16 protein-coding genes are annotated in these 23,449 nt (G+C 61.4%); 10 read left to right on the top strand and 6 right to left on the bottom strand.

Annotated features, from left to right (window positions below; all coding sequences use genetic code 11):
* Window positions 1-65: 65 nt before the first annotated feature.
* Together LNV07_RS18105 and LNV07_RS18100 are read right to left on the bottom strand one after the other, a co-directional pair.
* Window positions 66-2,657, bottom strand: a complete 2,592-nt coding sequence (locus LNV07_RS18105) for a response regulator (RefSeq protein WP_263572579.1) — start codon at window positions 2,655-2,657, stop codon at window positions 66-68.
* 4 nt (window positions 2,658-2,661) lie between these two features.
* Window positions 2,662-5,121 (bottom strand): two-component system response regulator, encoded by a 2,460-nt coding sequence (locus LNV07_RS18100; protein WP_263572578.1) that lies wholly within the window; start codon window positions 5,119-5,121, stop codon window positions 2,662-2,664.
* 124 nt (window positions 5,122-5,245) lie between these two features.
* Here LNV07_RS18100 and LNV07_RS18095 point away from each other — a divergent pair, with 124 nt between their 5' ends.
* The 5 genes from LNV07_RS18095 to LNV07_RS18075 all read left to right on the top strand — a co-directional run bounded on the left by LNV07_RS18095 (window position 5,246) and on the right by LNV07_RS18075 (window position 9,491).
* Window positions 5,246-5,770: an MCP four helix bundle domain-containing protein gene (locus tag LNV07_RS18095; RefSeq protein ID WP_263572577.1), complete on the top strand. Its 525-nt coding sequence runs from the start codon at window positions 5,246-5,248 to the stop codon at window positions 5,768-5,770.
* A 60-nt stretch (window positions 5,771-5,830) separates the two neighbouring features.
* On the top strand, window positions 5,831-6,250 hold the full coding sequence (locus LNV07_RS18090; protein ID WP_263572576.1) for a hypothetical protein: 420 nt from the start codon (window positions 5,831-5,833) through the stop codon (window positions 6,248-6,250).
* Window positions 6,243-7,340 (top strand): sensor histidine kinase, encoded by a 1,098-nt coding sequence (locus tag LNV07_RS18085; protein ID WP_263572575.1) that lies wholly within the window; start codon window positions 6,243-6,245, stop codon window positions 7,338-7,340. Before LNV07_RS18090 ends, LNV07_RS18085 begins: the two co-directional genes overlap by 8 nt.
* A gap of 127 nt (window positions 7,341-7,467) precedes the next feature.
* Window positions 7,468-7,926, top strand: a complete 459-nt coding sequence (locus tag LNV07_RS18080) for a YfiR family protein (protein WP_263572574.1) — start codon at window positions 7,468-7,470, stop codon at window positions 7,924-7,926.
* The gene (locus tag LNV07_RS18075; RefSeq protein ID WP_263572573.1) at window positions 7,926-9,491 is read left to right on the top strand and encodes an ATP-binding protein; all 1,566 of its coding nucleotides are present in this window, start codon (window positions 7,926-7,928) and stop codon (window positions 9,489-9,491) included. Before LNV07_RS18080 ends, LNV07_RS18075 begins: the two co-directional genes overlap by 1 nt.
* 6 nt (window positions 9,492-9,497) lie before the next feature.
* Here LNV07_RS18075 and LNV07_RS18070 read toward each other — a convergent pair whose 3' ends face one another.
* Window positions 9,498-11,720: a GGDEF/EAL domain-containing response regulator gene (locus LNV07_RS18070; RefSeq protein WP_263572572.1), complete on the bottom strand. Its 2,223-nt coding sequence runs from the start codon at window positions 11,718-11,720 to the stop codon at window positions 9,498-9,500.
* A gap of 298 nt (window positions 11,721-12,018) precedes the next feature.
* Between LNV07_RS18070 and LNV07_RS18065 the strand changes: the two genes are divergently transcribed.
* Together LNV07_RS18065 and LNV07_RS18060 are read left to right on the top strand one after the other, a co-directional pair.
* Window positions 12,019-13,992, top strand: a complete 1,974-nt coding sequence (locus LNV07_RS18065; RefSeq protein ID WP_263572571.1) for a TonB-dependent receptor plug domain-containing protein — start codon at window positions 12,019-12,021, stop codon at window positions 13,990-13,992.
* 5 nt (window positions 13,993-13,997) lie between these two features.
* On the top strand, window positions 13,998-15,332 hold the full coding sequence (locus tag LNV07_RS18060; RefSeq protein WP_263572570.1) for an ABC transporter substrate-binding protein: 1,335 nt from the start codon (window positions 13,998-14,000) through the stop codon (window positions 15,330-15,332).
* 283 nt (window positions 15,333-15,615) lie between these two features.
* Here LNV07_RS18060 and LNV07_RS25470 read toward each other — a convergent pair whose 3' ends face one another.
* The 3 genes from LNV07_RS25470 to LNV07_RS18040 form a co-directional block, all read right to left on the bottom strand.
* The gene (locus tag LNV07_RS25470) at window positions 15,616-17,166 is read right to left on the bottom strand and encodes a methyl-accepting chemotaxis protein (protein WP_318013750.1); all 1,551 of its coding nucleotides are present in this window, start codon (window positions 17,164-17,166) and stop codon (window positions 15,616-15,618) included.
* A 145-nt stretch (window positions 17,167-17,311) separates the two neighbouring features.
* A complete protein-coding gene (locus tag LNV07_RS18045; RefSeq protein ID WP_263572569.1) occupies window positions 17,312-18,862 on the bottom strand; it encodes a methyl-accepting chemotaxis protein in 1,551 nt (516 codons plus the stop codon).
* A gap of 296 nt (window positions 18,863-19,158) precedes the next feature.
* Window positions 19,159-20,247, bottom strand: coding sequence for a hypothetical protein (locus tag LNV07_RS18040; protein ID WP_263572568.1), 1,089 nt, complete (start codon window positions 20,245-20,247; stop codon window positions 19,159-19,161).
* A 122-nt stretch (window positions 20,248-20,369) separates the two neighbouring features.
* On the opposite strand from LNV07_RS18040, the gene LNV07_RS18035 reads away from it, so the two are divergent.
* The 3 genes from LNV07_RS18035 (at window position 20,370) to LNV07_RS18025 (ending at window position 23,445) form a co-directional block, all read left to right on the top strand.
* Window positions 20,370-21,515, top strand: a complete 1,146-nt coding sequence (locus tag LNV07_RS18035) for a nuclear transport factor 2 family protein (RefSeq protein ID WP_263572567.1) — start codon at window positions 20,370-20,372, stop codon at window positions 21,513-21,515.
* A 40-nt stretch (window positions 21,516-21,555) separates the two neighbouring features.
* Window positions 21,556-22,974: a L,D-transpeptidase family protein gene (locus tag LNV07_RS18030; RefSeq protein ID WP_263572566.1), complete on the top strand. Its 1,419-nt coding sequence runs from the start codon at window positions 21,556-21,558 to the stop codon at window positions 22,972-22,974.
* Between the two features lie 72 nt (window positions 22,975-23,046).
* Window positions 23,047-23,445 carry a hypothetical protein gene (locus LNV07_RS18025; protein ID WP_263572565.1) on the top strand — a complete coding sequence of 133 codons (399 nt, stop codon included), beginning with the start codon at window positions 23,047-23,049 and terminating at the stop codon, window positions 23,443-23,445.
* Window positions 23,446-23,449 lie beyond the last annotated feature (4 nt).

Below are 23,449 nucleotides of genomic sequence, written 5' to 3'. Positions count from 1 at the left end.
CGTGAGGATTACGAGCATTCGGCCAACGACGCATGGCGGCCGCGCAGTAAAAAGTTCTCACCCTCTCAGGCTTCGCCGAGTGCCGCTCGCAGCGCAGGCTCAAGCGCCGCAAGTTGCCGCTCGAACGCTTGCAACAAGGCCGGCCAGTCGCTGGAGTCCTCTTGCTGCAAGCTATCCTCCAGCTCACGCGCCGCCTGAGACAAGCCGTCCGCGCCGATGATGGCGGCGGTCGAGATGGCGGTGTGGGCGATCCGGGCGGCAGTGCCGCGCTGGCCGGCGGCCATTGCAGCCCGCATCTCGATGCCATCGTGCAGTCGGGTGGCCAGAAATTTGCGCAGAAATTTGTCGCGCAAATCGCCAAGGCCTTGGCAATGGAGCAGGGCCTTGTCCAGGTCCAGCAGGGCCAAGCCGGGCGCCGTTGCCGAGACAGCGCCCGCTTCAGGCTCGGGCTCCGGCAACCATTTTGCCAAGGTCGCAAACAGCTCACGCGAAGCCACCGGCTTGCTGATGTAGTCGTCCATGCCAGCAGCCGTGCAGCGCGCGCGGTCATCGCTCATCGCCTGCGCCGTCATGGCGATCACGGGCAAGCCAGCCAGCGCCGGATCTTGACGTATCACCCGCGTCGCCTGCAGCCCGTCCAAGACGGGCATCTGCACATCCATCAAGACCAAGTCAAAGCGCTGTGCGCGCAGCAGTTCCAGCGCCTCCTGGCCGTTATTGGCAATTTGCACTTGCATGCCGCCGAGGTCTTGCAGCAAGGTGCAAGCCAACTCCTGATTCATGTCATTGTCTTCAACCAGCAAGACGCGCCGCCCCTTGATGCGCGCCAGCACCGCGCCGTTGAGCGGATCAAGCCCGCCGGGGCGCTGGGTCTCGGCTTCGTCTTGAACACTCAATGGAGACCCAAACGCAATGCCGAGCGCGGCGACCAAGCTCGCCTCGAACACCGGCTTGGCCAAGCAGCCCGCCAAATTCAGCGCCTGCGCCGCCGGCATCAAGGCATTGGCGTCATAAGCCGTCACCAAGATGATCTTTGGAGGCTTACGAAGGCCAAGCTTCTGAATCCGCTCGGCGGCCTGCAGGCCATCCATCTCGGGCATGCGCCAGTCCAACAAAACCAGATCAAAGGGCTCGCCCGCAGCTTCGGCGCTTTGCAAGGCGGCTATGCCGCCGAGAGCGCTGCTGGCCAGCGTCGGCCGGTAGCCCATGGTGTTCAACAGACCCTGCAAAATTTCGCGCGAATTGGCGCTGTCGTCAACAACCAGAATCCGCAAATTCAGCAGCATTGCATCGGGCCCCGGCTTCGGCAAGGGGTTCTCAGCCAGACCGAAGCGCAACGTGAAAGCGAACTCGCTGCCACTGCCGATGCGGCTCTTGACACCGATGCTGCCGCCCATCATCTCCACCAATTGCTTGCTGATGGCCAGGCCCAAACCGGTACCGCCGAATTTACGCGTTATCGAGCTGTCGGCCTGTTGAAACGGCTTGAACAGACCCGCTACCTGCTGCTCGCTCATGCCGATGCCGGTGTCACGCACGGCGAAACGCAAGGTCACCTGCTGGTCAGACAGCTGCTCGGCCGACACCGTCAGCACCACGATCTCGCCGTTATCGCTGAACTTGACCGCATTGCCGCAAAGGTTGATCAGGACCTGGGACAGGCGCAGCGGATCGCCGAGCAAGCGATTCGGCACGGTCACATGGGTGTTGAACAAGAGCTCCAAACCCTTGTCTTGCGCCTTCAGGCCAATCACGGCGGCGACCCGGTCGAACATCTGCTGCAGGGAAAATTCGGTGTGTTCCAGCTGCATCTGACCGGCTTCGATCTTGGAGAAGTCAAGGATGTCGTTGACGATGCTCAGCAAGGCGTCGGCAGCGAGCTTGACGTTGCCGAGGTAGCGTTGCTGCTTGACACTGGGCTCGGTGCTACGCAGGGTCAACTCGGTCATCCCGACGATGGCATTCATCGGCGTGCGAATTTCGTGACTCATATTGGCCAGAAACTCGCTTTTTGCCTGTGTCGCGCTGTGGGCGGCGTCCCGCGCCTGTGCCAACTCGGCAGTGCGCCGGCTGACACGCGCCTCCAATTCGGCGTTCAGTTGCAAAAGCGCCCACTCGCTTTCGCGAGCTTGTGCTTCGGCCTCCATGCAGCGCTTGATCTGCGCGTAAGCACGCAGCGCCACCGACAAGCTGGTGATCAATCGGGCGTGGCCGAATTCGGCCTTGGTGCGGTAGTCATTGATGTCGTAGGCGTTGAAGACATCGAATTCGGGCGCATAGCCGGGCTGGCCGGTGCGCAAAATGATGCGGCACACGTCCATGCCACAGGTCTCGCGAATAAAGGTCACCAACTCCAGGCCCGCATGCTCATGCTCCATCACCACGTCGAGCAAGATCACCGCAAAATCCCGGTCCCTGGCCAAGAGCTCACGCGTTTCGGCGGCGGAAAAGGTATGAATCAACTCAAGGCTGCGGCCGAGAATCTCAATTTTTCTTAAGGCGAAGTCGGTAGCGCGGTGCACCTCGTCGTCGTCGTCCACCACCAAGATGCGCCAACCCACCTGCTGCTGCCGCTGCTGCTCGGTGACGGCATCTGTCAGCATGATGTCGGGCGCAGCCGCGCTGCTTGAATTTGTCGCATCGGCCTCACTGGTCATAGATTCAATCCTCCGTCCTGAACGCCGCCTGCCCCATCAGCAAGGGCCACAGCTCGGCCGCTGGCGCCGGCCGGTGCAGGCCAAAACCTTGCAAGGCCAAGTCCCCTAAACCCAACACAAAATTCTGTTGTTCGGGCGTTTCGATGCCTTCGCAGACAACATCGAGCTGCAACTCACGGGCCAAGGAGATGATGGCCCGCACGATGCAGGTGGTCTGCGGATCGGCGGGAACATCGCGCATGAAGGTGTGGTCTATTTTCAGCCGCTGCACCGGCAGACGCTTCAGGTAGGCCAGACTGGAGTAGCCGGTACCGAAGTCATCGACACTGATGCTAACGCCCAAAGCACGCAGCGCATGCATGACCTCGGCGCAGCCGGCCGGGTCGGCCATCAGCCAACTCTCGGTCAGCTCCAACTCCAGCTTGGCCGGCGGCAGGCCCGACTCGGCCAATGCCGCCGCCACCGTCTGCACAAAGCCTCCGCCGCGCAACTGCCGCACCGACACATTGACGGCCACACAGAGGTCGGGTCGCCCGCCCAAATGCCATTGTTTGAGCTGCCGGCAAGCCTCGCGCAAAACCCAATCGCCGATAGGCAGGATCAACCCCTGCTGCTCGGCCATCGGAATGAACACATCGGGACCAATCGAGCCCAGCTCTGGATGAAACCAACGCAGCAAAGCCTCCAGAGATTCGATGCGCCCGTGGCGTAACACGGGTTGGTAGTAGACCTGCAGTTGCTGGCGCTCCAGCGCATGCCAAAGCTGCGCCTCGATACGCAATTGCTGCAGCCCGCTCTCACTGTCTTGGCCTAGTGCAAAGCGGTATTGGCGTTTGCCGTCTTGCTTGGCCCGGTGCATCGCGCTGTCGGCGCTGACGATCAGCTCAGCGATATTGGCGCCGTCTAGCGGGTAGCGGGCCAGACCCAGGCTGGCACTGCTGCGGGCCTCGTCAATACCGACCAGCAGCGGCTCGCCCAGACTCAACACGATGCGCTCGGCCAACTGGCTGAGCTCGACCACGCCCGCGTCGGCGTGCAAGAGAAGCATGTATTCATCACCGCCCCAACGGCAAACCAAACCCCTGCTTCCCACAAGATCTTTGAGCCGCTCGGCTTCGGTACAAAGCAGTTGATCACCGACCGCATGGCCGAGCGAGTCATTGACGGTCTTGAAACTGTCGAGGTTGACCAAGATGAGCGCAAAACCGCTCGACTTTTGCTGTGCTTCAGCGCAAGCCAGCGCGCCCAACTCCAACAGCCAGGCGCGATTGATCAGCCCGGTCAGCGAATCGAAATGGGCCATCCGCACCAGCGCAAGCTCGGCCTGTTTGCGGGCATCAATATCTTGCAAATGGACCATCCAGCAGTCCCCGCTTGGCAATTCCAGGCCAGCAATATCAAGCTGCAGCCAGATCGGCGCCCCGCCGCTCTGCAGCCAGCGCAGCTCGAGGCATGCATGCTGGGCCGCGCCTTCGCGCAGAGCCGTCCAATGCTTGTTCAGCAAGGGCTGATCGGTGGCCACGCATTGCTGCCAAAGCACTTGCCCCAAGCAAACGTCGGGCGGGCATTGCATGAGCCGACTCAGCGCAGCATTGCCAAGCAGCACCTGAGCGCTGTAATCCAGCAGCGCCATCGCCATCGGCGTTTGCTCGAACAAGGCCCGAAAGCGCGCCTCGCTGTCGCCTAATGCACGGGTCAAGGCCTGGCGCACACTGACGTCACGGAAGACCAAGACAGCGCCCAACAGCTCTTCGGTTTCGCCCAGTATGGCGGCCGAGCTTTCGTCCACCGGCAACTGATGGCCGTGGCGGTTGACCAGGCGCGCCGTCGCGCTGAGCCGCAAATTGGGCTGGGCGGTCAAGGCGTTGGCCACTGGGCTGCTGCGCGCCAAGCCGCTGTTGGCATCGACGGTGGTCACCACCTCATCGACCGGATGCCCACTCGCCTGCTCCAGGCTCCAGCCCGTCATGCGCATCGCACTCGGGTTCATGAAGCGCACCAGCGCATTCACGTCGGTGGCAATCACCGCGTCGCCGATGCATTGCAGGGATTTGGCGAACCATTGCTCGCTCTGAATCAGGCGCTCATGCATCTGGGCGCGCTCGAGCGCCATCTCGATCGAGCTGCGCAACTCTTCGCCCCGGAAGGGCTTGACCAAGTAGCCGAAGCCCCCGACGCCACGCGCCCGCTCCACCGTCGCGGTGTCGCTATTGGCGCTCAAGAACAGCACCGGCATCCGCCGGATCAACTGCAGCTGGCGGGCGGTTTCGATGCCGTCAATCGGACCCTGGATCATGATGTCCATCAGCACCAGATCGGGCGCGAGCGCGGCCGCGGCCAGCAGCGCCTGCTCGCCGGTGACGACGGTGTCGACAATCACATAGCCATAGCTTTTCAAACGCATCGCCAATTCCAGCGCGATGACGGCCTCGTCTTCAACCAAAAGAATGCGGGCTGGCTTCATTCAATTCCCAGTATGGCTGCGGCCAAATGCTACCTGTTTCTGCCCCCTTGCGGGCAAGGAAAGCAAGGCTGGTCAAGCGGCGCTCATTTGGGTAAAAACAGACCCTTGACCATGAGGGCACGGCATGAACTCAAACTGGTATCGCAACCTGAGCATTCGCGGCAAGTTGCTGGCGGGTTTCGGCGTCATCATCCTGGCCCTGGCTGCGCTTTGGTGGGTGGCCGATGCGGGGCTGCGGCAGATGAACCTCGGCGCTACCGAGCTGGGCCTTGATCGTTACCCCAAGGCCGACCAATCGAACGACATGATCAAGGCGGCCCTGATCGCCTCGCAAAGCGTGCGCGATGTGGCCTTCAGCAATATCGAGTCCGAGAACCGCGAAGACCTCAACCTCATCCGCAAGAGTCGCAGCGAGTTGCAGGCCTTGCTGATCCGCTTCGACAACAATAACAAGAACGCCGAAGAGCGCAATATGATCGAGCTGGTCAAGCAGCGCAAGGGCGTCCTGGACGAGAAATACGTCGGCTATTACAAGCTGCTGGAGCGAGGCAAACAAGGCCTGGGCGACTACATCAATAACGAGTTGACCCCCGCCGATGACGCCTTTGTGCAGGCGCTGCAAACCTTCGAGGACTACCAGGCCGCTTAAGTCACCGAGGCCGCCAAACGAATTCAGGAGCTGTACACCGCCCAGCAAAGCTATTTGCTGATGGCCGGCGGCGTCGGGCTGAGCCTGGCCCTGACCTTGGGTCTGGGCATCAGCCGCGGAATTTCGGCGGCGCTGAAGGTGGCCATCAACAATCTGGACGGCTTCGTCGCCGGCTGGGATGAAAAAGCGCAAATCGCCACCGCCATTTCCAAGGGTGACCTGGACCGCGATGTCACCCGCAGCGCGGCGCTGGAGATCGATGCCAGCGCGCTCAGCCGCGATGAAACCGGCCAACTGCTGACGATTGTGCGCACGCTCAGCCAGGGGCAACTGAGCTTCGAGGGCGCGATCACCAATATGACCCAGTCGCTGCGGCAAAAGCGCCGCGAGGAAGCCGCCAGCGACCCGCAGCAAATCGCCCAACTGCTACAAGAGCAGGTCGGGGAAGCGGTCAAATTTCAGGGCCTTGAACATGCTTGAGCAAGAATTGATTCCGCTGCTCTTGGTCGACGACAGGCCGGAGAATCTGCGCTCGCTGCAGGGTCTGCTGGATTCACCCGAGTTGCAATTGCAATCGGCGCTGTCCGGCCAAGAGGCCTTGCGGCTGGCCTTGAGGACGGACTTTGCGCTGATTCTGATGGATGTGCAGATGCCCGAGATGGACGGCTTCGAGACCGCCGAGCTGCTGCGTTCGATGGCCAAGACGCGCCGCCAGCCCATCATCTTTGTGACCGCTGCGGGCCAGACCGAGCACATCCAGTTCAGAGGTTATGACGCCGGCGCGGTGGATGTGCTGCTCAAGCCGATTGATCCCAATATTTTGATCAGCAAGGTGCGGGTGTTCGTCGAGCTGTATCGGCAGCGCCGCCAAATCGAGCGCCAGGAAGAGCATTTACAGCAGGAGGTTGAGCAGCGCACGCAACAATTGCAGTTGACCACCGAGCGGCTGCAAACAACGCTGCAAGAACGCGAAATCTTGCTGCGCGAGATCTACCACCGGGTCAAGAACAACCTGCAAGCCGTCAGCGGTCTGCTGAGCCTGCAAGCCCATGGCTGCACGGATGAGCTGGCCCGCAGCATGCTGCAAAGCAGCGGCGACCGGGTGCGCTCGATCGCCATGGTGCATGAGCAGCTCTACCAGTCGGACAATCTGGCGCGCATCGACCTGCGGCGCTACCTGGCTCAATTGACCGAGCACCTGATGCAGGCCTACCAACCCGCGTCGGACTTGGTACCCATCCATTTGTCCATCGACGCCTTGGAGCTGGGTATCGAGAAGGCCGTACCGCTGGGCCTCTTGGTCAACGAGCTCTTGATCAATGCCTACAAACACGGTTTCGCGCCCCAGGCCGCGGGTCGCATCTTGGTCCAGCTTCGGCTGAGCTCCGATGGCGATGCGGAACTCACGGTGGAAGACGTCGGTATCGGCTTTGCGCCCGGCTTCGAGCTCGCCCAACAAACCGGTTTGGGCATGCAGTTGGTGGCCTCGCTGGCGCGCCAATTGCAGGGCCGCCTGAGCATTGAGTCGGCCCAGCCCGGCGCACGCATTGTGCTCAAATTTCTGAGCTGAAGCCGCATAATCGCTTCAGCTTAGACGCTCCATGAAATTTACCGCGATTGCTCTCCTTGGATTTTCGTGTCTGTTGTGCTTGGCGCTCACGACAGCTCCAAGCTATGCCCAGGCGACTCAGCAACGGATGACTCCCGAGACCGCGCGGGCCAAGTATGTCGCCGCCTTTGGCAGTTATGTCGAATGGCCGGCGAATGCATTTGCCGACGCGACCGCACCCTTCGTCATCGGCGTGATGGACGACGAGCCGATGTTGCGCTTGCTGGAAAGCGGCTTCAAGACCGGGCGACTGCAAGGCCGCCCGGTGGAGGTCAAGCGCATTGACAACATCTTGCAAGCCGCCCATGTCCACTTGCTCTACACGCCCGAGGGCAATACCGCTCCCTTGCGTCCACTCGGGGCTCTGCCCATCCTGACCATAGGCCCAGGCATAGGTTTTCTCGATCGCGGCGGCATCATCGGCTTGCTGCTACGCGATGAGCAGCTGCGTTTCGAGCTGAACACCAAAGCGGCCGAACGCTCGGGGCTGAAAGTTTCGGCCAAGCTGCAGCAACTTGCGCTCAGAAACTATGAGGAGGGCCACTGATGGCTTGGCGATACACATCCCTGCCCCTGCAGCGCAAGCTGCTGCTGGCAATGGTGTTGGGCACGATCTTGGCACTGCTGCTGGCCGGCTTGGCCGTGCTCAGCTACGAAACCACAACTTTCCGGCCAAGACTGGAACGCCAACTTGAGTCAGTCGCCAAGGTGATGGCCGACATCAATCAGGCCGCTTTGGACTTTGATGATGTCAAGCAAGCTCAAGACAACCTGGGCTTTCTGCGCCTGTATGAAGGCGTTGATGCCGGGGCGCTCTATCGCAGCGACGGTTCGGTTTTTGCCTTTTGGCCCATTGAGGGCCAGCCAGTCAACCCGGCCACTATGCCGCCCAGCGGCAGCCAGTTCCAGGCCAACAAAGCGAGCCGAAGCCTGCCGGTGTTGCGCGACGGGCGCGAGCTTGGCCGGGTCTGGATTCGCGTGCAGATGCCACCGCTGATACAGCGCCTGCCGCAATACGGCATCATGTTCGGCGCCTTGGCCCTCGGCGTGTTGGTGCTCGGCGCTGCGCTGCTGTGGGCGGCGCGTCGCCTGGTCAGTCAGCCGATGGAGCGCCTCAGCGCGGCGGCCAGCGAGGTCGGCCGCACCGGCAATTTCTCGCTGCGCGTGCAGAAAAGCAGCGGCGACGAAATCGGCCAACTGACGGATGAATTCAACCGCATGTTGGGGGTCGTTGGCGAACGCGATCATGCGCTTCAGGCCGCCAATGATTTGCTGGAGCAGCGCGTGCAGCAACGCAGTCAAGAGTTGGAGCGGGCAATGACGCTGCTGATGCAAAACGAGAAACTGGCCGCTCTGGGCAATGTGGTGGCCGGCGTTGCGCATGAGCTGAATACGCCGATCGGCAACGCCTTGCTGGCGGCGACCAGCCTGAACAAGAGTACGCAGCAAATGCGCGATCAAATCACCGGCAACTCGTTGAGTCGGCGCGGGCTGGAGGAATTCATGGCTTCGGTGGATGAGGGCTCGGGCATCGTGTCGCGGTCGCTGGAGCGCGCAGCTGCGCTGGTGCGAAGCTTCAAGTCGGTGGCGGTGAATGAAACCAGCGAGGCGCGCATGGACTTTGATCTGCGCCATGTATTGGATGACTGCATGGCCCTGCTGGCACCCGGTATGAAGCACCGGCCGATTGAGGTCGCGCTGGACTGCGCACCAGGCATACGCTGCAATAGCTACCCCGGTGCGCTGACACAGATCGTCAGCAATCTGATCGAAAACGCCGCGCGCCATGGTCTGGAGCCGATTGGCGGCGGGCGAATCGAGGTGCAGGTGCGGGAGTCCATCGACGAGCAAGGATCGGACGCAGGCAATAGCTGGCTGACCCTGCAAGTGAGCGACCATGGCGCGGGCATCCCGCCAGAGCATCTGCACCGTATCTTCGAGCCCTTCTTCACCACCCGACTTGGGCAGGGTGGCTCTGGGCTGGGCCTGCATGTCGTGCATAGCTTGGCAATTCGCCCCTTGGGCGGCGTCATCGAAGCGCGCAGCCAAGTCGGCCAAGGCACCACGTTCGAGCTGAGATTTCCGCGCCGGGCGCCCTTGAATCAGCTCTAGGCAAGCTCAGATTCGAGCCGCCATCCAAGCCTTCAATTCTTGCAGCGGCATTGCCTTGGCATAGAGCCAGCCTTGCGCGATGTGGCAGCCATGTTGGCGCAGAAATTCGGCCTGCAGAGGGGTTTCGACGCCCTCGGCGACGGTCTCCGCGACGATACGCTTACCCAAGGCGAGCACCGTTTCTACAAACATCTCGCCCTGTCGCTCACCGATCTGGCTGACAAAAGCCCGGTCTATCTTCAGCACATCGATGGGCAAGGTACGCAGTTGCGACAAGGACGAATAGCCGGTGCCGAAATCATCCATCGCCACCCGCACACCTTGCTCACGCAGTGCAGTCAAGGTCGAAATCACCAAGCAAGGGTCATCCATGGCGATGCTCTCGGTGATCTCCAGCTCCAGCGTGCCGGCGGGCAAGGCGTGGCGCGCCAGCACCTCTGCCACCTGCCCCTGCAGCTCACCGCTGCGGAACTGCGGCATGCTGACGTTGACGCTGATGCGTGGAGGCGCATCGGCAACGCCCTGCAAATGCACCCAATCTTCGGCCGCCCGGTGCAAGGCCCACAGACCCATCTCAACGATCAAACCGGCCTGCTCGGCCAGCGGCACAAATACCGCCGGCGATGCCACCATGCCGCCCGTGCCGTCCGGCCAGCGCATCAGGGCTTCCAGCCCAATCATGCGACCGCTCTGCAGGTCCAGCTGGGGCTGATACCAAAGCTCCAGTCGCTGCGCCTGAATGTCACGACGCAAGGCCCGCAACAGTGCTAGGCGCTGAGCCGTCTGCTCTTCCATGATCGGATCAAAACTCACCCGCTGCGCCTGAGCACTAAGCCGGGCCCTTGCTAAAGCGATATTCGCGCGGCGCAAGGCGGCAAGCCCGGAACCCCGATGGCCTTCCAGTGCGCAATAGCCGGCCGCAAAGGCCACCACCAGGCGATGCTCCCCGGCCAGCACACCACCCTCAAACAACGATCGCACCCGCTCAGGCGCAAGCTCGGCCGCAGACCCGACCAGACCGAATACGTCGCCGCCCAGCCTAGCCACCCGGGTTTGGGCCGAGAAGCCCGCCCGCAAGCCCTGGGCTATGGCCTTCAAATAGGCATTTCCGACCTCATGGCCGAGACCGTTATTGAGCTCAGAAAAGCGCTTGACGTCGAGCAGCAGCAAGGCCTGCGGTTCTTCTTTCCCGACCAATTGAGCGCTTAGTTGGGTCTCAATATCCTTGATGAACTGAACCCGATTGGCCAAGCCGGTCAGCCCATCCAAGAAGGCCAGGCGATTCAGCTCGCCGATCAAATGCACATTGCCAAAATAGGCCGACAGATTGGTCGCAAAAACCTCCACCAACTGCCGATCCAAGGGCAGCAATGGCTGATGCGAACGCATATAGACAGCAGCCTCGTGACCATCCGCAAATAGATACAAGACGGTGGAGGAAACAGTGAACTGATGCTGGCGCTGGCGCAGCGCATCGCTCACCGCCTCGCGCACTGCCGTGTCGGTGAGTTTGTCCAATGTGCAGCTGAGGTAATCCGATAGTTGTCCGCCAGCGCTGATGACGTAAAACGTGTCGGCGCGTTCGCCGCGCTTTTCATCGCCCCGATGCACACAAACCAGGCCATCACGCGGCAGCCCCAAGAGCGCGGCCAACTGGGTCAACACGCCCTCGGCGAAGCTGAGCATCGCGTGGCGCTCCATCAGATCGGCCGAGGAGCGCACGATCAACTCGAGCCCACGCCGGCTCTCTGCAATCATGCGAATCTGATCATATGAGCGCAGCGCCGCCGTCACCGCCGTGATCAGCCTGGTTTGTGTCAACTCGCTCTTGGTACGGTAATCATTGATGTCGTAGGCTTCGATGATGGGCAACTCGGGCGCCGAGCCAGGTTGACCGGTGCGCAAAATGATGCGGGTCGTCTGCATTTGACAGTCGCGGCGGATGTATTCCACCAGCATCAACCCGGCTTGCGCGTCCTCCATCACCACATCCAGCAACACCAGCGCGAAGTCACGATCCTGTGCCAGCAAGGCACGCGCATCGGTGCCCGAATAGCTGTGCAGCATGATCAGCGGGCGGCCCAATACGAGTGTGCGGCGAAACGCATAGTCGGTGGCCCGGTGCACCTCTTCATCGTCGTCCACCACCAAAACCCGCCAAGGCGCTTGCCCGGCCGGCTCGGCGTCTGGAGGTGAATCGGTCAGGAAGAGTTGGTCTTCATCGGACATGGTTCATCCACTTCCCAGCAATGAATTTCGTCAAGCCCGCGTTGAGCTCAACAAGCATGCCATATTAGGTCAAAGTTAGGCTGACGCCAAAACCCAATGAAGGCTCAATTTACGGCCCCAAAAAAGCAACAGTTCTTTACACCTGACTCGACTTGACTCAGGGTGTCAATATGTCAATACTGCCCCCATTTACGCCGGCTACGGCCGAAGGCATCGCCCCATGGAAAAGCCGTGTTTAGGACTGCTGGCTTTATTGCCTGCAGGCTTGCTCGCTCAAAGCCCCCCCGTTGAGCCCATCGTGCCGGGCTTGTTTGGCATGTCTTTGGAACAGTTGGCCGACATCCGGGTCGAGTCGGCCAGCTTGGTGGCCACCAGCTTGGCACGCGCACCAGCGATCGTCTCGGTAATTGGGCGCGAGGAAATCGAGGCCTGGGGCGATCGCTCGGTGGCCGACGCCTTGGCTCGCGTGCCTGGGCTCTACCGCGTCGATGCGCAAGGCTCTCAAGACATCGGCGTGCGCGGTTTGTTTGGCGGGCAGCGCAGCTGGAACCGCCAGATCAAGCTCTTGATCGACGGCCAGCCGCAAGCCTTTCGCCCCGATGCCAGCAACTTTCTCAACCCCTCCTTGATGCCTATGAACAGCATCGACCGCATCGAGGTGGTACGCGGGCCTGCATCGGCGCTCTATGGCGCCGACGCTTTTTTGGCCACCGTCAACGTGGTCACGCGCAAGCACCATGTCGGCGCCACAGATGCCAGCGCGCAACTGCGCACCTATGCTGGCAGCGCCAACGGTGTGGACGCCAGCATTGCCGGCGGGAACGGTCGCCTGGGCTTGCTGTTCGCCGTGCAGGCCGAGCACTACGAATTGAACGGACTGCGACTGCCAGCCAGCTCGCCCTTGCTGGGCGCGAAACCGGCCTTGCGAGGGGCCGATTCGCAGGACGCGCACCAGCAGCCGGTGTCGGTCCTGGGTCGCGCGAGTTTCGACACCGAAGAAGTCAAACACCAGCTTGAGTTGAACTATTCGCGCACGGACAGCGTGGCCGAGTTCCTCGACTTCGGCGTACTCAGCCACAAGAATCGCTACTCGCAATATCGCGCCCAATTCGGCTGGCAAAGCCACTGGGACATCAGTCCGAGTTGGCAGGCCAAGTTCCGCTGGAACGTCGCCCGCTCCGGCATCTCGCCCACAGAACGCTTGGAGACCAGCACCAGCAGCTACCCCAAGCGCGAGTTGTCCTCATTGGCCAATGACCTGGGGCTCAATTTCAATGGAGCACTGAACGCAGACCACAGCCTGAGCTTTGGCGCCGACCGCACGGTTGACCATCAAGACAGCATGCAAGTGCTACTGGTGGCGCCCAACGGCAGCAGCAGCCTGAGTGGCAAACCCAGCACCGCCATGCGCTTGGCAAACACCGGTGTGTTCGCCCAATACCTTTGGCAGATGAGCGACAAGTTGGGCCTGAGCGCCAACTGGCGGCGGGACGATCACAAGACCTTTGGCGGCAACACCAATTGGCGGGCTGCCGCCGTGTATGAATACAGCCGAGAGTTCAACACCAAGCTGATCTGGAGCACCTCTTACAAAGCGCCCAGCGTGTTTGACCTCTTGGCCCAGCCACTCTACAGCGGCGACGCGATCGGCAACCTGAAGCTCCATGCCGAGACCGCGCGCAATAGCGAGTTTCAAATCAACTGGCTGCCCAGTCCGAATTTGCAGCTCAGTGCCAATGCCTACCAACTCGAGGTCAAAAACAAGATCGAATTGCAGCAGACCGGGCTCAATTACCAACCCGTCAACCGCGGCCGCTTTGCCGGCCAAGGCGCCGAGCTGGATGTCCGTTATGAAGACGGCGCGCATCGCTTTGGCATCTCCTGGACGGGATTGAACATGACCGAACGTGACCCGATTCCGCTGGTCGGCGATTTGGTCAGGCCGCCCGAGCGATTCCCCGAGCATTCGGTACGCGCCGAGTGGCGCTGGCATTCGGGTAAATTTGGCCAATGGGCGACCGAGTTGCTCTACGCTTCCAAACGCCATGCCAGTTTCAGCAATGCTTTTGCCAATTTCCTGACGCCCTATTCGCTGGCCCCGAGCACACGCCTGAATTTGGTCTGGACGCAGGTCCTATACAACAGCCATGAAGTCCAACTGCGTCTGGACAATGCCCTCAACGCCAATTATTCCGAGCCCGGCTATGGCAGCGTTGATTTCCCAGGCAGGGGGCGCAGCGCACTCCTGAGCTACCGCTACCGTTGGAACTGAACGTCATGAAAGTCGACTCCAGACTCAAACATGTCGCCGCTCTGGCAATTCTGAGCGCAGCTGGCCTGCTGGCAAGTTGTGGAGGAGGCGGTGGCGTTGAGGGCAGCGCGGCCCAGATCGAGGGCGCGGCCGGCAGCATGCGCCCCGGCATTCAGGGCGATCTGATGATCGGCGTGCTCTTGCCGTTTACCGGCACCTCGTCGGCCAACTACGATGTGCGCGAGCGCTATATCAGACTGGCCATCAACGAGATCAACGCTGCCGGCGGCGTCAACGGCAAAACGCTGGGCTATATGGTGCGCGACACCAAGGCCGGCACGACCGAGGGGAGCGATGCGCAGATTGGCGAATTGAATGATTTGATCCATGCGGGCTGCATCGGCATCATCGGGCCATTGACCAGTGCCGAAGTCTTATTGCTGGCGCCCACCATCATCAAGACCGGCCTGCCCGTGATTGCCCTAGGCCCCAGCACCTCCCGCTTGGACACCATGGACAGAGGGACGCCCAATGTGCTCTACCGCTTGATCGCGTCGGACTCGTTCTCCGGCAATGTTGCCGCACAGATAGCCCGGCGAGACGGCAAACAGACCGTGGTCATGATTCATTCCGACGACAGTTTTGGACTCTCGAACAGCGAGTCTTTCAGCAACGCTTTTGTAAAACGAGGCGGCACCATCTTGGCGGCGTCGGCCTACCCGGCAGGCAAGACCGCTGACTTTGCCGCCGTGGTGGCCAAGGCCATGGCCAACGGCCGGCCTGACGCCATCTATATTGCCGGCCAGTCGGCCGAGGCCGTGGGCCTGAGCAAGGACATGGCACTGGGCATCTCTTTGCCAAGACCGGCGATCTATGCGGCCAGTTCATTGAGCACAGCCCAGTTCGTTTCGACGGCAGAAGCCTCGGTGGTTGAGGGCATGACAATCATGGGTGCCGACAGCAACCCCAAACGGCCCGAATACCTGGCCTTCGCGGACATCTACACCAAGGCTTACGGCGTCGCACCCGAAGTAGGCATCAGCCCCTCTGGTTACGACGCAGTCTATCTTTACGCATTGGCCATGCTGGCGGGGGGCAGCGCGGACAAGGCTTCAATCGGCCAATGGCTGGGCCCGGTTTCACGACCGGACAGCGCCAATTCCTTGAAGATCATGCCGGGCCAATTTTCACTTGCGCTGAAAAATCCAGGCGCGGATTGGGATTACAACGGCGCAAAAACTGCGGCAGACTGGGATGCACGAGGAGACATCACCACCGGCTCTTTCATTGTCTACAAGGTCAAGCGCAATAGCGCGGGACAATTGGCGTTGGCGCAGGTAGATCTGGTCACGCCTGATTGACTCAACCAAAGGCCGGTCGGCGCGGCGCACCAAGGTATCGGCTCGCTGCAGAAGAAGAACATCGACTTCAATGCGCGCCCGCGCTTATTGATAAGCCAGTCCGGCGCTGCCATGCTCCGGCACGGCATCAAAGCGCAAACGCTCCAGCGCCTGCCACAGCGCGCTGCCTCCATAGACTGCGAGACCAACAATCAAAGCCAATGCCCGCGCTGCAATCAGCAGCGGGCCGCGGAAGATTCGTTTGACGCTTTGGTTTGCTGTTGCCTCAGGCTGGCGCGGACCTTCAGAGCTTGAACACCGCTACCGAGCGAGCCAACTCGTCCGCCTGCACTTGCAAGCTCTGCGCCGCAGCGGCGGACTGCTCGACCAAAGCGGCGTTCTGCTGTGTCATGGTGTCGAGTTGGGCGATGGCCAAGCCGATCTGCGAGATACCGCTGCTTTGCTCACCGGTGGCATGGCTGATCTCGGCCACGATGGCGCCCACCCGGCCAATCGAGTCAATCACCTCCTGCATGGTTTCGCCGGCCCGGCCGACCAATACCGCACCGGCATCGACGCTCTCCCCGCTGGCCGTGATCAGGCCCTTGATCTCTTTGGCGGCTTCGGCCGAGCGCTGCGCCAAGCTGCGCACCTCGCTCGCCACCACCGCAAAGCCGCGGCCCTGTTCACCGGCCCGCGCCGCTTCAACCGCTGCATTCAGAGCGAGGATATTGGTTTGAAAAGCGATGCCGTCGATGACCGAAATAATGTCACTGATCTTGTTGGACGAAGTGCTGATGCGGCTCATGGTCGCGACCACCTCGCCCACCACGGTGCCGCCCCGTTTGGCCACCGCCGCAGCATCGACCGCCAACTGATTTGCCTGCCGCGCCGAATCGGCGTTATGCCTGACGCTGGCCGTCAGCTCTTCCATCGCCGAGGCGGTCTCTTCCAGATTGGAGGCCGCCTGCTCGGTGCGGTGGCTGAGGTCATGGCCGCCGGAGGCCACTTCCGCCGAGGCGGTAGCGATGCCGTCGGTTGCACTGCGCACATTGCCCACTACATCGCGCAGCGAGGTCTGCATCGCCTTCACTCCGCGCAGCAACTCGCCGGTTTCGCATTTGCCATGCACGACGATGTTCTCGCTCAAGTCTTGTTCGGCGATACGCTCGGCCGACAGCTTGACCTCGTTCAAGGGTTCCAGAATGGAGCGGATATTGAAGAAGGTATAAACACCAATCACCAGCACACCACCGACCAAGGTCAGGGTCAAGCTGCGCCGGATGCTGACCTCATTGGTGGCGATGATCTCGACCTCTCGAGCGGCATCCTTATCGATGGCGGCGACCAACTCGGCCAGTTTCTCTTCCATCGGTCGAATGGCTTTTTTGGCGGCACCCAAGGCCTTGTTGGCCGTGGCTGGGTCGGCAAAGGCCTTCTCGCCGAGCTTGGCCATGAAGCCGTCCATTTCGCTCTTATAGGCCTTCAGCCCTTCCTCGATCGATTTGAGCGCACTTTGCACCTCGGGCGGAATATCTAGCTTGGCCAGTTGGTTCTCGGCCTTGAGCAGCGCGTCATAGGCTTTTTGCCAGTCGGCGCGATATTTCTCGACTGCTGCGGCGTCGTCGAGATTGAGCGCCATGTCTTTCTCGTAACGGCGCAAATTACCGGCCTCGGCACGGATCTTGGAGACGTAATTCAAAGACTGGTTGTCATTGTCGACAAAGTGAACGAAGGCGCTCTTGGCTTGATTCAAACTATAGAGGCCGCTGAGTCCCACGATCAGCAAGATCATCATCGAGAGACCCGCCAAGGCATACAAACGGGCTCGTACGGTGAAATCTTGCAGATTCATGAAAACCACTCCTTGTGGAACACCAGTGGGGCAATATATTTGATCCGCTGCCCGCACGGAAGGGGGGGGGCAAAATACCCCCCCGTTTACACGGCTAACTCGGCATCTGCGCTGTTCAAGGCAAGATCTGACCCCGGCCTCAAATTCAGAGCTTGAACACCGCCACCGATTTGGCCAGGTCCTCGGCCTGCACCTGCAGGCTCTGCGCGGCAGCGGCCGACTGCTCCACCAAGGCGGCGTTCTGCTGTGTCATCGTGTCGAGTTGGGTGATGGCCTGACCGATCTGCCCGATACCGGTGCTTTGTTCCGCCGTGGCATTGCTGATCTCGGCGACGATGCTGCTGACGCGGTCGATCGAGCCGATCACCTCTTGCATGGTCTGGCCCGCGCGCTCTACCAGCAGTGCGCCGTTATCGACCGCCTCGCCGCTGGCGGTGATCAAGCCCTTGATCTCCTTGGCGGCTTCGGCAGAACGTTGCGCCAGGCTGCGCACCTCGCTGGCCACCACCGCAAAGCCGCGACCCTGCTCGCCGGCTCGGGCCGCTTCCACCGCCGCGTTCAGCGCCAGGATATTGGTTTGAAACGCGATGCCGTCGATGACCGAAATGATGTCGCTGATCTTGTGCGAGGCCGCGCTGATGCGCTTCATGGTGTCGACCACCTCGCCCACCACGGTGCCGCCACGCTCGGCCACCTTGGCGGCGTCCACCGCTAACTGATTAGCTTGACGGGCGGAATCGGCGTTGTGTTTGACGCTGGCCGTCAACTCCTCCATCGCCGAGGCGGTTTCCTCCAGATTGGAGGCCGCTTGTTCGGTGCGGTGGCTGAGGTCGTGACCGCCGGCTGCCACCTCGGCCGAGGCGGTGGCAATGCCGTCGGTGGCATTGCGCACATTGCCCACCACATCACGCAAGGACTCTTGCATCGCCTGCACCCCGCGCATCAGATCGCCGGTTTCGCTTTGGCCCTTGGCATTGATTTTTTCACTCAAGTCCTGAGTTGCGATGCGCTCGGTGGTCCGCTGCACCTCCTGCAGCGGAATCAAAATTGAGCGGATATTGAAGAAGGTGAAGGTCGCAATCGAGACCATCGCCAACAAGGAGACCATGATCAATACCGTGCGTGTGCTGTCTTGATGATCGAGCGCCGACGCCACTGCCTTGACGCCGGCTTTGTCCAGCGACTCGACCATTTCCTTCATCTTCTGTTCGATCGGGCGGACCGCGTTTTTAGCCGCGTCCAGCGCCTTGTTGGCCGCGTCTTGGTCGGCAAAGACCTTGGCGCCGAGTTGTTTCATAAAACCGTCCATCTCGGTCTTGTAGACAACCAGCAGCGAGTCGATGTCGGTATCGAGGCGGCGCGTTTCGGGCTCCAGGTCAAGCTTGGCCATGTCGTGCAGGCCCTTGACGGTCGCTGCGTAGGCGCCGGCCCAATCCTCACGGTATTTCTCGATCGCTTTTTCATCCGCGAGATTGATCACCATGTCTTTCTCAAAGCGGCGCAGATTGCCGACGCTGGCTCGCACGCCCGAGACGATGTTGAGGGCGGCTGCGTCATCTTCGGCAAAGTGCACAAAAGAAGCACGCGCCTGATTCAGGCTGTAGAGGCCGGCGCCGGCCACCGTGCCCAGCATCAGCATGGCGAATAGCGCCAATGCATACAAACGGGCCCGCACGGTGAAATCTTGCAAATTCATTGCCACCACTCCTTGAAGGAAATCAATGGATCAATGTAGGCGCCTCGCGGCGCTCACCTAGCAGCGATAAAGCCAGGATTCATCGGCCTTTTGCCCCGCATCGGGGTTGATATGAGAACGACACAGCGGGACGAGTGGAACTCATCGCGGCGACTTTGGCCAGTTGGAAGGCAGCTTGATCGCCAACTTGCTGCGCCCCGACTCCCCGGACGCGAACAATTAAGACAGCGCCAAGCTGGAGCTGGGCTACGAGCCCTTCCAGGCGTTCACCAACCAAGTCCGCAGGCCGGTCAGAGCTATGCGCTGATGTTGGCGGGTCTGGGGGCGATTGGCTGCATATCGCGCCGCCGCCTGAACAGATAAAGGCCGCCCGCTACCAAGCCGGCCAGCCCAAGCGACAAGACCATCATCCAGCGCTGCCTGCTCTCGGCGGAGGCCTCGCGGGCCGCCATCTCGGCCTGCAGCTTGTCCAGTTCGGCCTTGAGCGCAAGATGTTCGGCCTGCAGGGAAGTGAACTGCGCCTGCGCGCGCTGCAGCCGCTCGAGGCCATCTTGGGCCATCAACAAATCGGCCGGCCCGCCGGGCCGACCCACATCGATAGCCATCAACAAGCTGGCACCGGGCGCGCCGGGGCGCACATAAAACGGCCCATCCTTGACCGCCTTGCTCAACTTGTCATGGCGACTTCTCAACTCCATGACCGCCTGATCCTCGAGATCGCTGTCAAAACGCCAACGCAAACCCGGCGTTTCGGAATCCGCCATCGACAAGGGCGGCAAGCTCCCGCCCGACAAGCGCAATTGACTCCTTTGCGTCGGCCGCTCCGCACGGACCTTGAGTGCCCGAATCGGACGCGCCGTTTCTTTGGTCGGGCCGAGTGGCTCAAGCTGAACCGCCTCGGTCGCCATGGTCTTGAAACCACCCGCGGGCGCCGTCATCGAATGCACCGGATCAACCAGCGCCATCAATTGCTGCGCCGGGCATCCCATCGACAGCACCAGCACCGGCTCTACAACCTCGCTCTTGGAGCGCAGCCAGATCAGGGCCGAATTCGCGTCGGCCCCCTTCAACAAGCTCTGCTGCAGTTCGGCCGCACTCAAATGCCGCTCACCCGCTTCGACGGTCACCTTCAAACAGTCGGCGGAGCGTGCCTCGCCGGCGGCCCAGCGAACCGGCAGGTGCAGCGAGAGCGGCTGCCCCAGGCCCGACAACATTTGCACGGCCCCCACTTCCAGCCCATGCGCCGAGAAACTCACCCAGGCCGCGCTGCACAAGAGCAGCCGAGCAGCAGTCAATTTGGGCCATGCTGCGGACTGGGAATTCAAGGCAAAGCGGCTGTCCATGCAGGCGAATGGGGGGTAGAGAAACTTGAGGAAAACAATCATGGGTGATACAGGCTTCGATCGACCCATGTCCGGCGGCCACTCTAGCATGCGGGCTGGCCGACTCGCGCTGCTTTCCATGCGGCTGCCCCACTACAATCGGCGCAAACCATTTCAGCCGCGCCATGACTCCATTCACAGCAGTGACGACTCCTTTCTCGCTACGCTCAATTTGCCTGGCCGCCGCGCTGCTCTTGAGCTCAAGCATGACGATGGCCGATGATGTGAGCGATGTGCAGGCCATTCTGGCCAGCGGCAAGTCGGCCGAAGGGCTCAAAAAGGTCGATCAACTATTGATCGCCAAACCAAACGATCCACGCCTGCGCCTGCAGCGCGGCATCGCGCTGTCGCTGCTGAACCGTCAAGCCGAGGCGATCGTGGTGTTTCAAAAGCTGATCGAAAGCCACCCTGAACTGCCCGGCCCCTATAACAACCTGGCCGTGCTCTACGGCAATCAAGGCGACTACGAAAAGGCTCGACAAGCGCTGGAACTGGCGATCCGCACCAATCCGACCTATGCCACCGCGTTCCAGAATCTAGGCGATGTCTACGCAAGGCTTGCCGGTCAAGCCTACAAAAAAGCCTTGGCCCTGGACAAGTCCGACGGCAGCCTGCCCCTGAAGTTGGCGGTGGTGCAAAACGTGTTTGAAGCCAGCGTAGATCCGCGTGCGCCCAAACTTGCGAGCTCGGCAGTTGCAGCCTCCGCGCCAGCATCAACACCTGCCGCCATGGCCGTGGTGACGGCAAAACCCGCTGCCCCAGCGCCATTGCCCACGCCAAAGCCAGCAGTCGCAACGGCCGCGCCGGCCGCCAGTTCGGCGGCGGTCACTAAAGCCTCAGCCTCAGCCCCTGCGTTGGCAGCCACAGCGGCCAAGCCCGCTTCTGCACCGGTAGTGGCCAAGGCCGAGCCGGCCCGAGTTGACGCCGCAGATCTAGACAAGCAGGCGGTCGAAAAAGCCTTGCAGGACTGGGCCAAGGCATGGAGCGCACGCAATATGGCCGGCTATTACGCCGCCTACGCGCCCGAGTTCAAAGGCAAGGCCGCAAGCCGCAAGGCCTGGGAGCAAGAGCGCCACGACCGCATCACCAGCAAGAAGAAAATTACCGTGACCCTGTCCGATCTGCATGTCAAGGTCAATGGCGACAAGGCCACCGTCCGCGTGCGCCAAGACTACAACTCCGATGCACTGAGCGTGAAGAGCGGCAAGAATTTCGAGATGGTCAAAAACAAGTCCGGCGATTGGCAAATCACGCAAGAGTCATCCAGCTGAACTTCGCTTTGACTCGTTTCAAATCGCCAACTCTCCCGCCATGAACGACTCGCAACTAGACCTCGATCCAAGCACCCTAACCGGTCGGCACGCCCCGCCACGGGCCGCCGCTGCCGGCGCCAGTACGGGGATGGGCGGAACCGTCAAACCAGCCGTCTTGGCAGTCTTGGGTTTGGCGGCGGTGCTGGGCGCGGTCGGCTATGTGTTTGCCAAGGTTGATTTCAATGCGGGGACGGCAGATCTCTTGGGGTCCCCCTCAAGCAAGCTGAGCAAATCCGAGTTCGACGACCGTGCGGCGCGCGGTGAAAAAATCAACCCGGCCGAGCGCCTGCTCAAGACCGAGATCGATGGACAGACCCCCGAGGGGCAGTTGATCCTTGCCTATCAACACCTGGCACAGGGCGAGGAGGCTCAGGCCTTCAGCACCACCGAGCAACTGGTCAAGCGTCAACCTGATTTTGCGCTGGCGCAATTATTGCTGGGCGACTTGCTGCTGGCCCGTAGCGGCCGGCAGGGCGCTTTGGAGCAAGGCGCCGAGGCGGCGGCCAGCGCAGTGCCCGGTGCCGGCGACGGACTGCGGGCAGAAGCCAGACTCCGCCTCGCCGCTTTGGTTGAGCGCCCACCTCATAACGCCTTACCTAAACAGTTGCTGGGCCTGTCATCGGGGGTACGCCATGCCGTCGTGGTTGACACCAGCCGCGCCCGCCTCTACCTGTTCGAGAACGGGGCCGATGGCCTGAGGTTGCTGCGCGACAGCTATGTCTCGATCGGCAAACTCGGCACCGGCAAGCTCCTCGAAGGCGACCAACGCACACCGCTGGGCATCTATCACATTGGCGTGCGCCGCGACGAAGCTGCGGCTCGCTATGGCGCCGCCGCATTGCCGCTGAACTATCCGAGCGAGTACGACCGCGTCTTGGGCCGCAGCGGCAGCAGCATTTGGTTGCATGGCGAGCGCGCCGGCAATTACGCGCGCGGCCCCTTGTCCACCGATGGCTGCATCGTGCTCAGCAATGATGAAATGCGCTCGTTGGCGGATGTCGTCGCGGCGCGTGAAACACCGGTGGTGATCGTCGAAAAGATCGAGTGGGTGGATCGCCAGATGGTCGCCAAGCCGCCTGCCGACGCAGGTTTTGAGCAGGCTTATCAGGCCTGGAAGCAAGCACGTCTCAGCCAAGATGCACAGCATCTGCGGAGCTTTTACGAAGCCGGCCTTGAGCGAGGCTCGGACAGTGCCGCAGCCAGACTGGATGCCAACCTGGCCCGCATGGCCAAGCAAGAACTGCCGGTGCAGTCGCTGGAGCGTTTGAGCCTGCTGCCTTGGCCCGATCAGCCCTCGGTGAAGATCATCACCTACCGCGAGCTGAGCCCGAACGGCGGCGCGCCAAAGCTCAAGCGCCAATACTGGCGCGAGAAAGACGGCCACTGGACGATATTTTTCGACGGTTTGGTCAGCTAGTTTTCGCTGACCGGCTCCCGAGGGCGCCTCGATTACAATCGCCCACCTCTTTGCAGCCACTGGAAAAATACCATGTACCGCTGTGCCTCGATTTTGGCCGTTTCTGTCTTGGCTTCGGCCGCGCTGAGTAGCAGCTTCAGCGCGCAAGCCCAAACCCATCGCCCCTTCCCTGCGCAGGCCTTGCGCGGCGAATTGGTGGTGCTACAAACCCCCGATGTCAGCCTGAACGGTGTGGCCGCAAGGCTGGCACCCGGCGCCCGCGTACGCGGCGACAACAATCTCTTGCAGCAACCGGCCGCACTCAGCGGTGAAAAGCTGACCGTGCATTACACGCTGGACCCCTCCGGTCTTCTGATGGATGTGTGGGTGCTGAACCCGGTCGAGTTGGCCAACAAACCTTGGCCACGCAGTCCGCAAGAGGCCGAGACCTGGTCCTTCGATCAGGCTGCACAGGTCTGGATCAAGCGCTAGCTTC

It is taken from the genome of Roseateles oligotrophus (assembly GCF_025717515.1).
Lineage (GTDB): Bacteria > Pseudomonadota > Gammaproteobacteria > Burkholderiales > Burkholderiaceae_C > Paucibacter_A > Paucibacter_A oligotrophus.
The sequence above is the reverse complement of the archived record's forward strand: the minus strand, read 5'-3'. Positions and strand labels throughout refer to the sequence as shown.

Coding starts and splice junctions, on each gene's coding strand:
- LNV07_RS25470 (WP_318013750.1), bottom strand. CDS start 17,166: ATGAATCTGCAAGATTTCACCGTACGAGCCCGTTTGTATGCCTTGGCG.
- LNV07_RS18070 (WP_263572572.1), bottom strand. CDS start 11,720: ATGTCCGATGAAGACCAACTCTTCCTGACCGATTCACCTCCAGACGCC.
- LNV07_RS18040 (WP_263572568.1), bottom strand. CDS start 20,247: ATGATTGTTTTCCTCAAGTTTCTCTACCCCCCATTCGCCTGCATGGAC.
- LNV07_RS18025 (WP_263572565.1), top strand. CDS start 23,047: ATGTACCGCTGTGCCTCGATTTTGGCCGTTTCTGTCTTGGCTTCGGCC.
- LNV07_RS18090 (WP_263572576.1), top strand. CDS start 5,831: ATGGCCGGCGGCGTCGGGCTGAGCCTGGCCCTGACCTTGGGTCTGGGC.
- LNV07_RS18060 (WP_263572570.1), top strand. CDS start 13,998: ATGAAAGTCGACTCCAGACTCAAACATGTCGCCGCTCTGGCAATTCTG.
- LNV07_RS18030 (WP_263572566.1), top strand. CDS start 21,556: ATGAACGACTCGCAACTAGACCTCGATCCAAGCACCCTAACCGGTCGG.
- LNV07_RS18035 (WP_263572567.1), top strand. CDS start 20,370: ATGACTCCATTCACAGCAGTGACGACTCCTTTCTCGCTACGCTCAATT.
- LNV07_RS18095 (WP_263572577.1), top strand. CDS start 5,246: ATGAACTCAAACTGGTATCGCAACCTGAGCATTCGCGGCAAGTTGCTG.
- LNV07_RS18105 (WP_263572579.1), bottom strand. CDS start 2,657: ATGACCAGTGAGGCCGATGCGACAAATTCAAGCAGCGCGGCTGCGCCC.
- LNV07_RS18045 (WP_263572569.1), bottom strand. CDS start 18,862: ATGAATTTGCAAGATTTCACCGTGCGGGCCCGTTTGTATGCATTGGCG.
- LNV07_RS18085 (WP_263572575.1), top strand. CDS start 6,243: ATGCTTGAGCAAGAATTGATTCCGCTGCTCTTGGTCGACGACAGGCCG.
- LNV07_RS18100 (WP_263572578.1), bottom strand. CDS start 5,121: ATGAAGCCAGCCCGCATTCTTTTGGTTGAAGACGAGGCCGTCATCGCG.
- LNV07_RS18080 (WP_263572574.1), top strand. CDS start 7,468: ATGACTCCCGAGACCGCGCGGGCCAAGTATGTCGCCGCCTTTGGCAGT.
- LNV07_RS18075 (WP_263572573.1), top strand. CDS start 7,926: ATGGCTTGGCGATACACATCCCTGCCCCTGCAGCGCAAGCTGCTGCTG.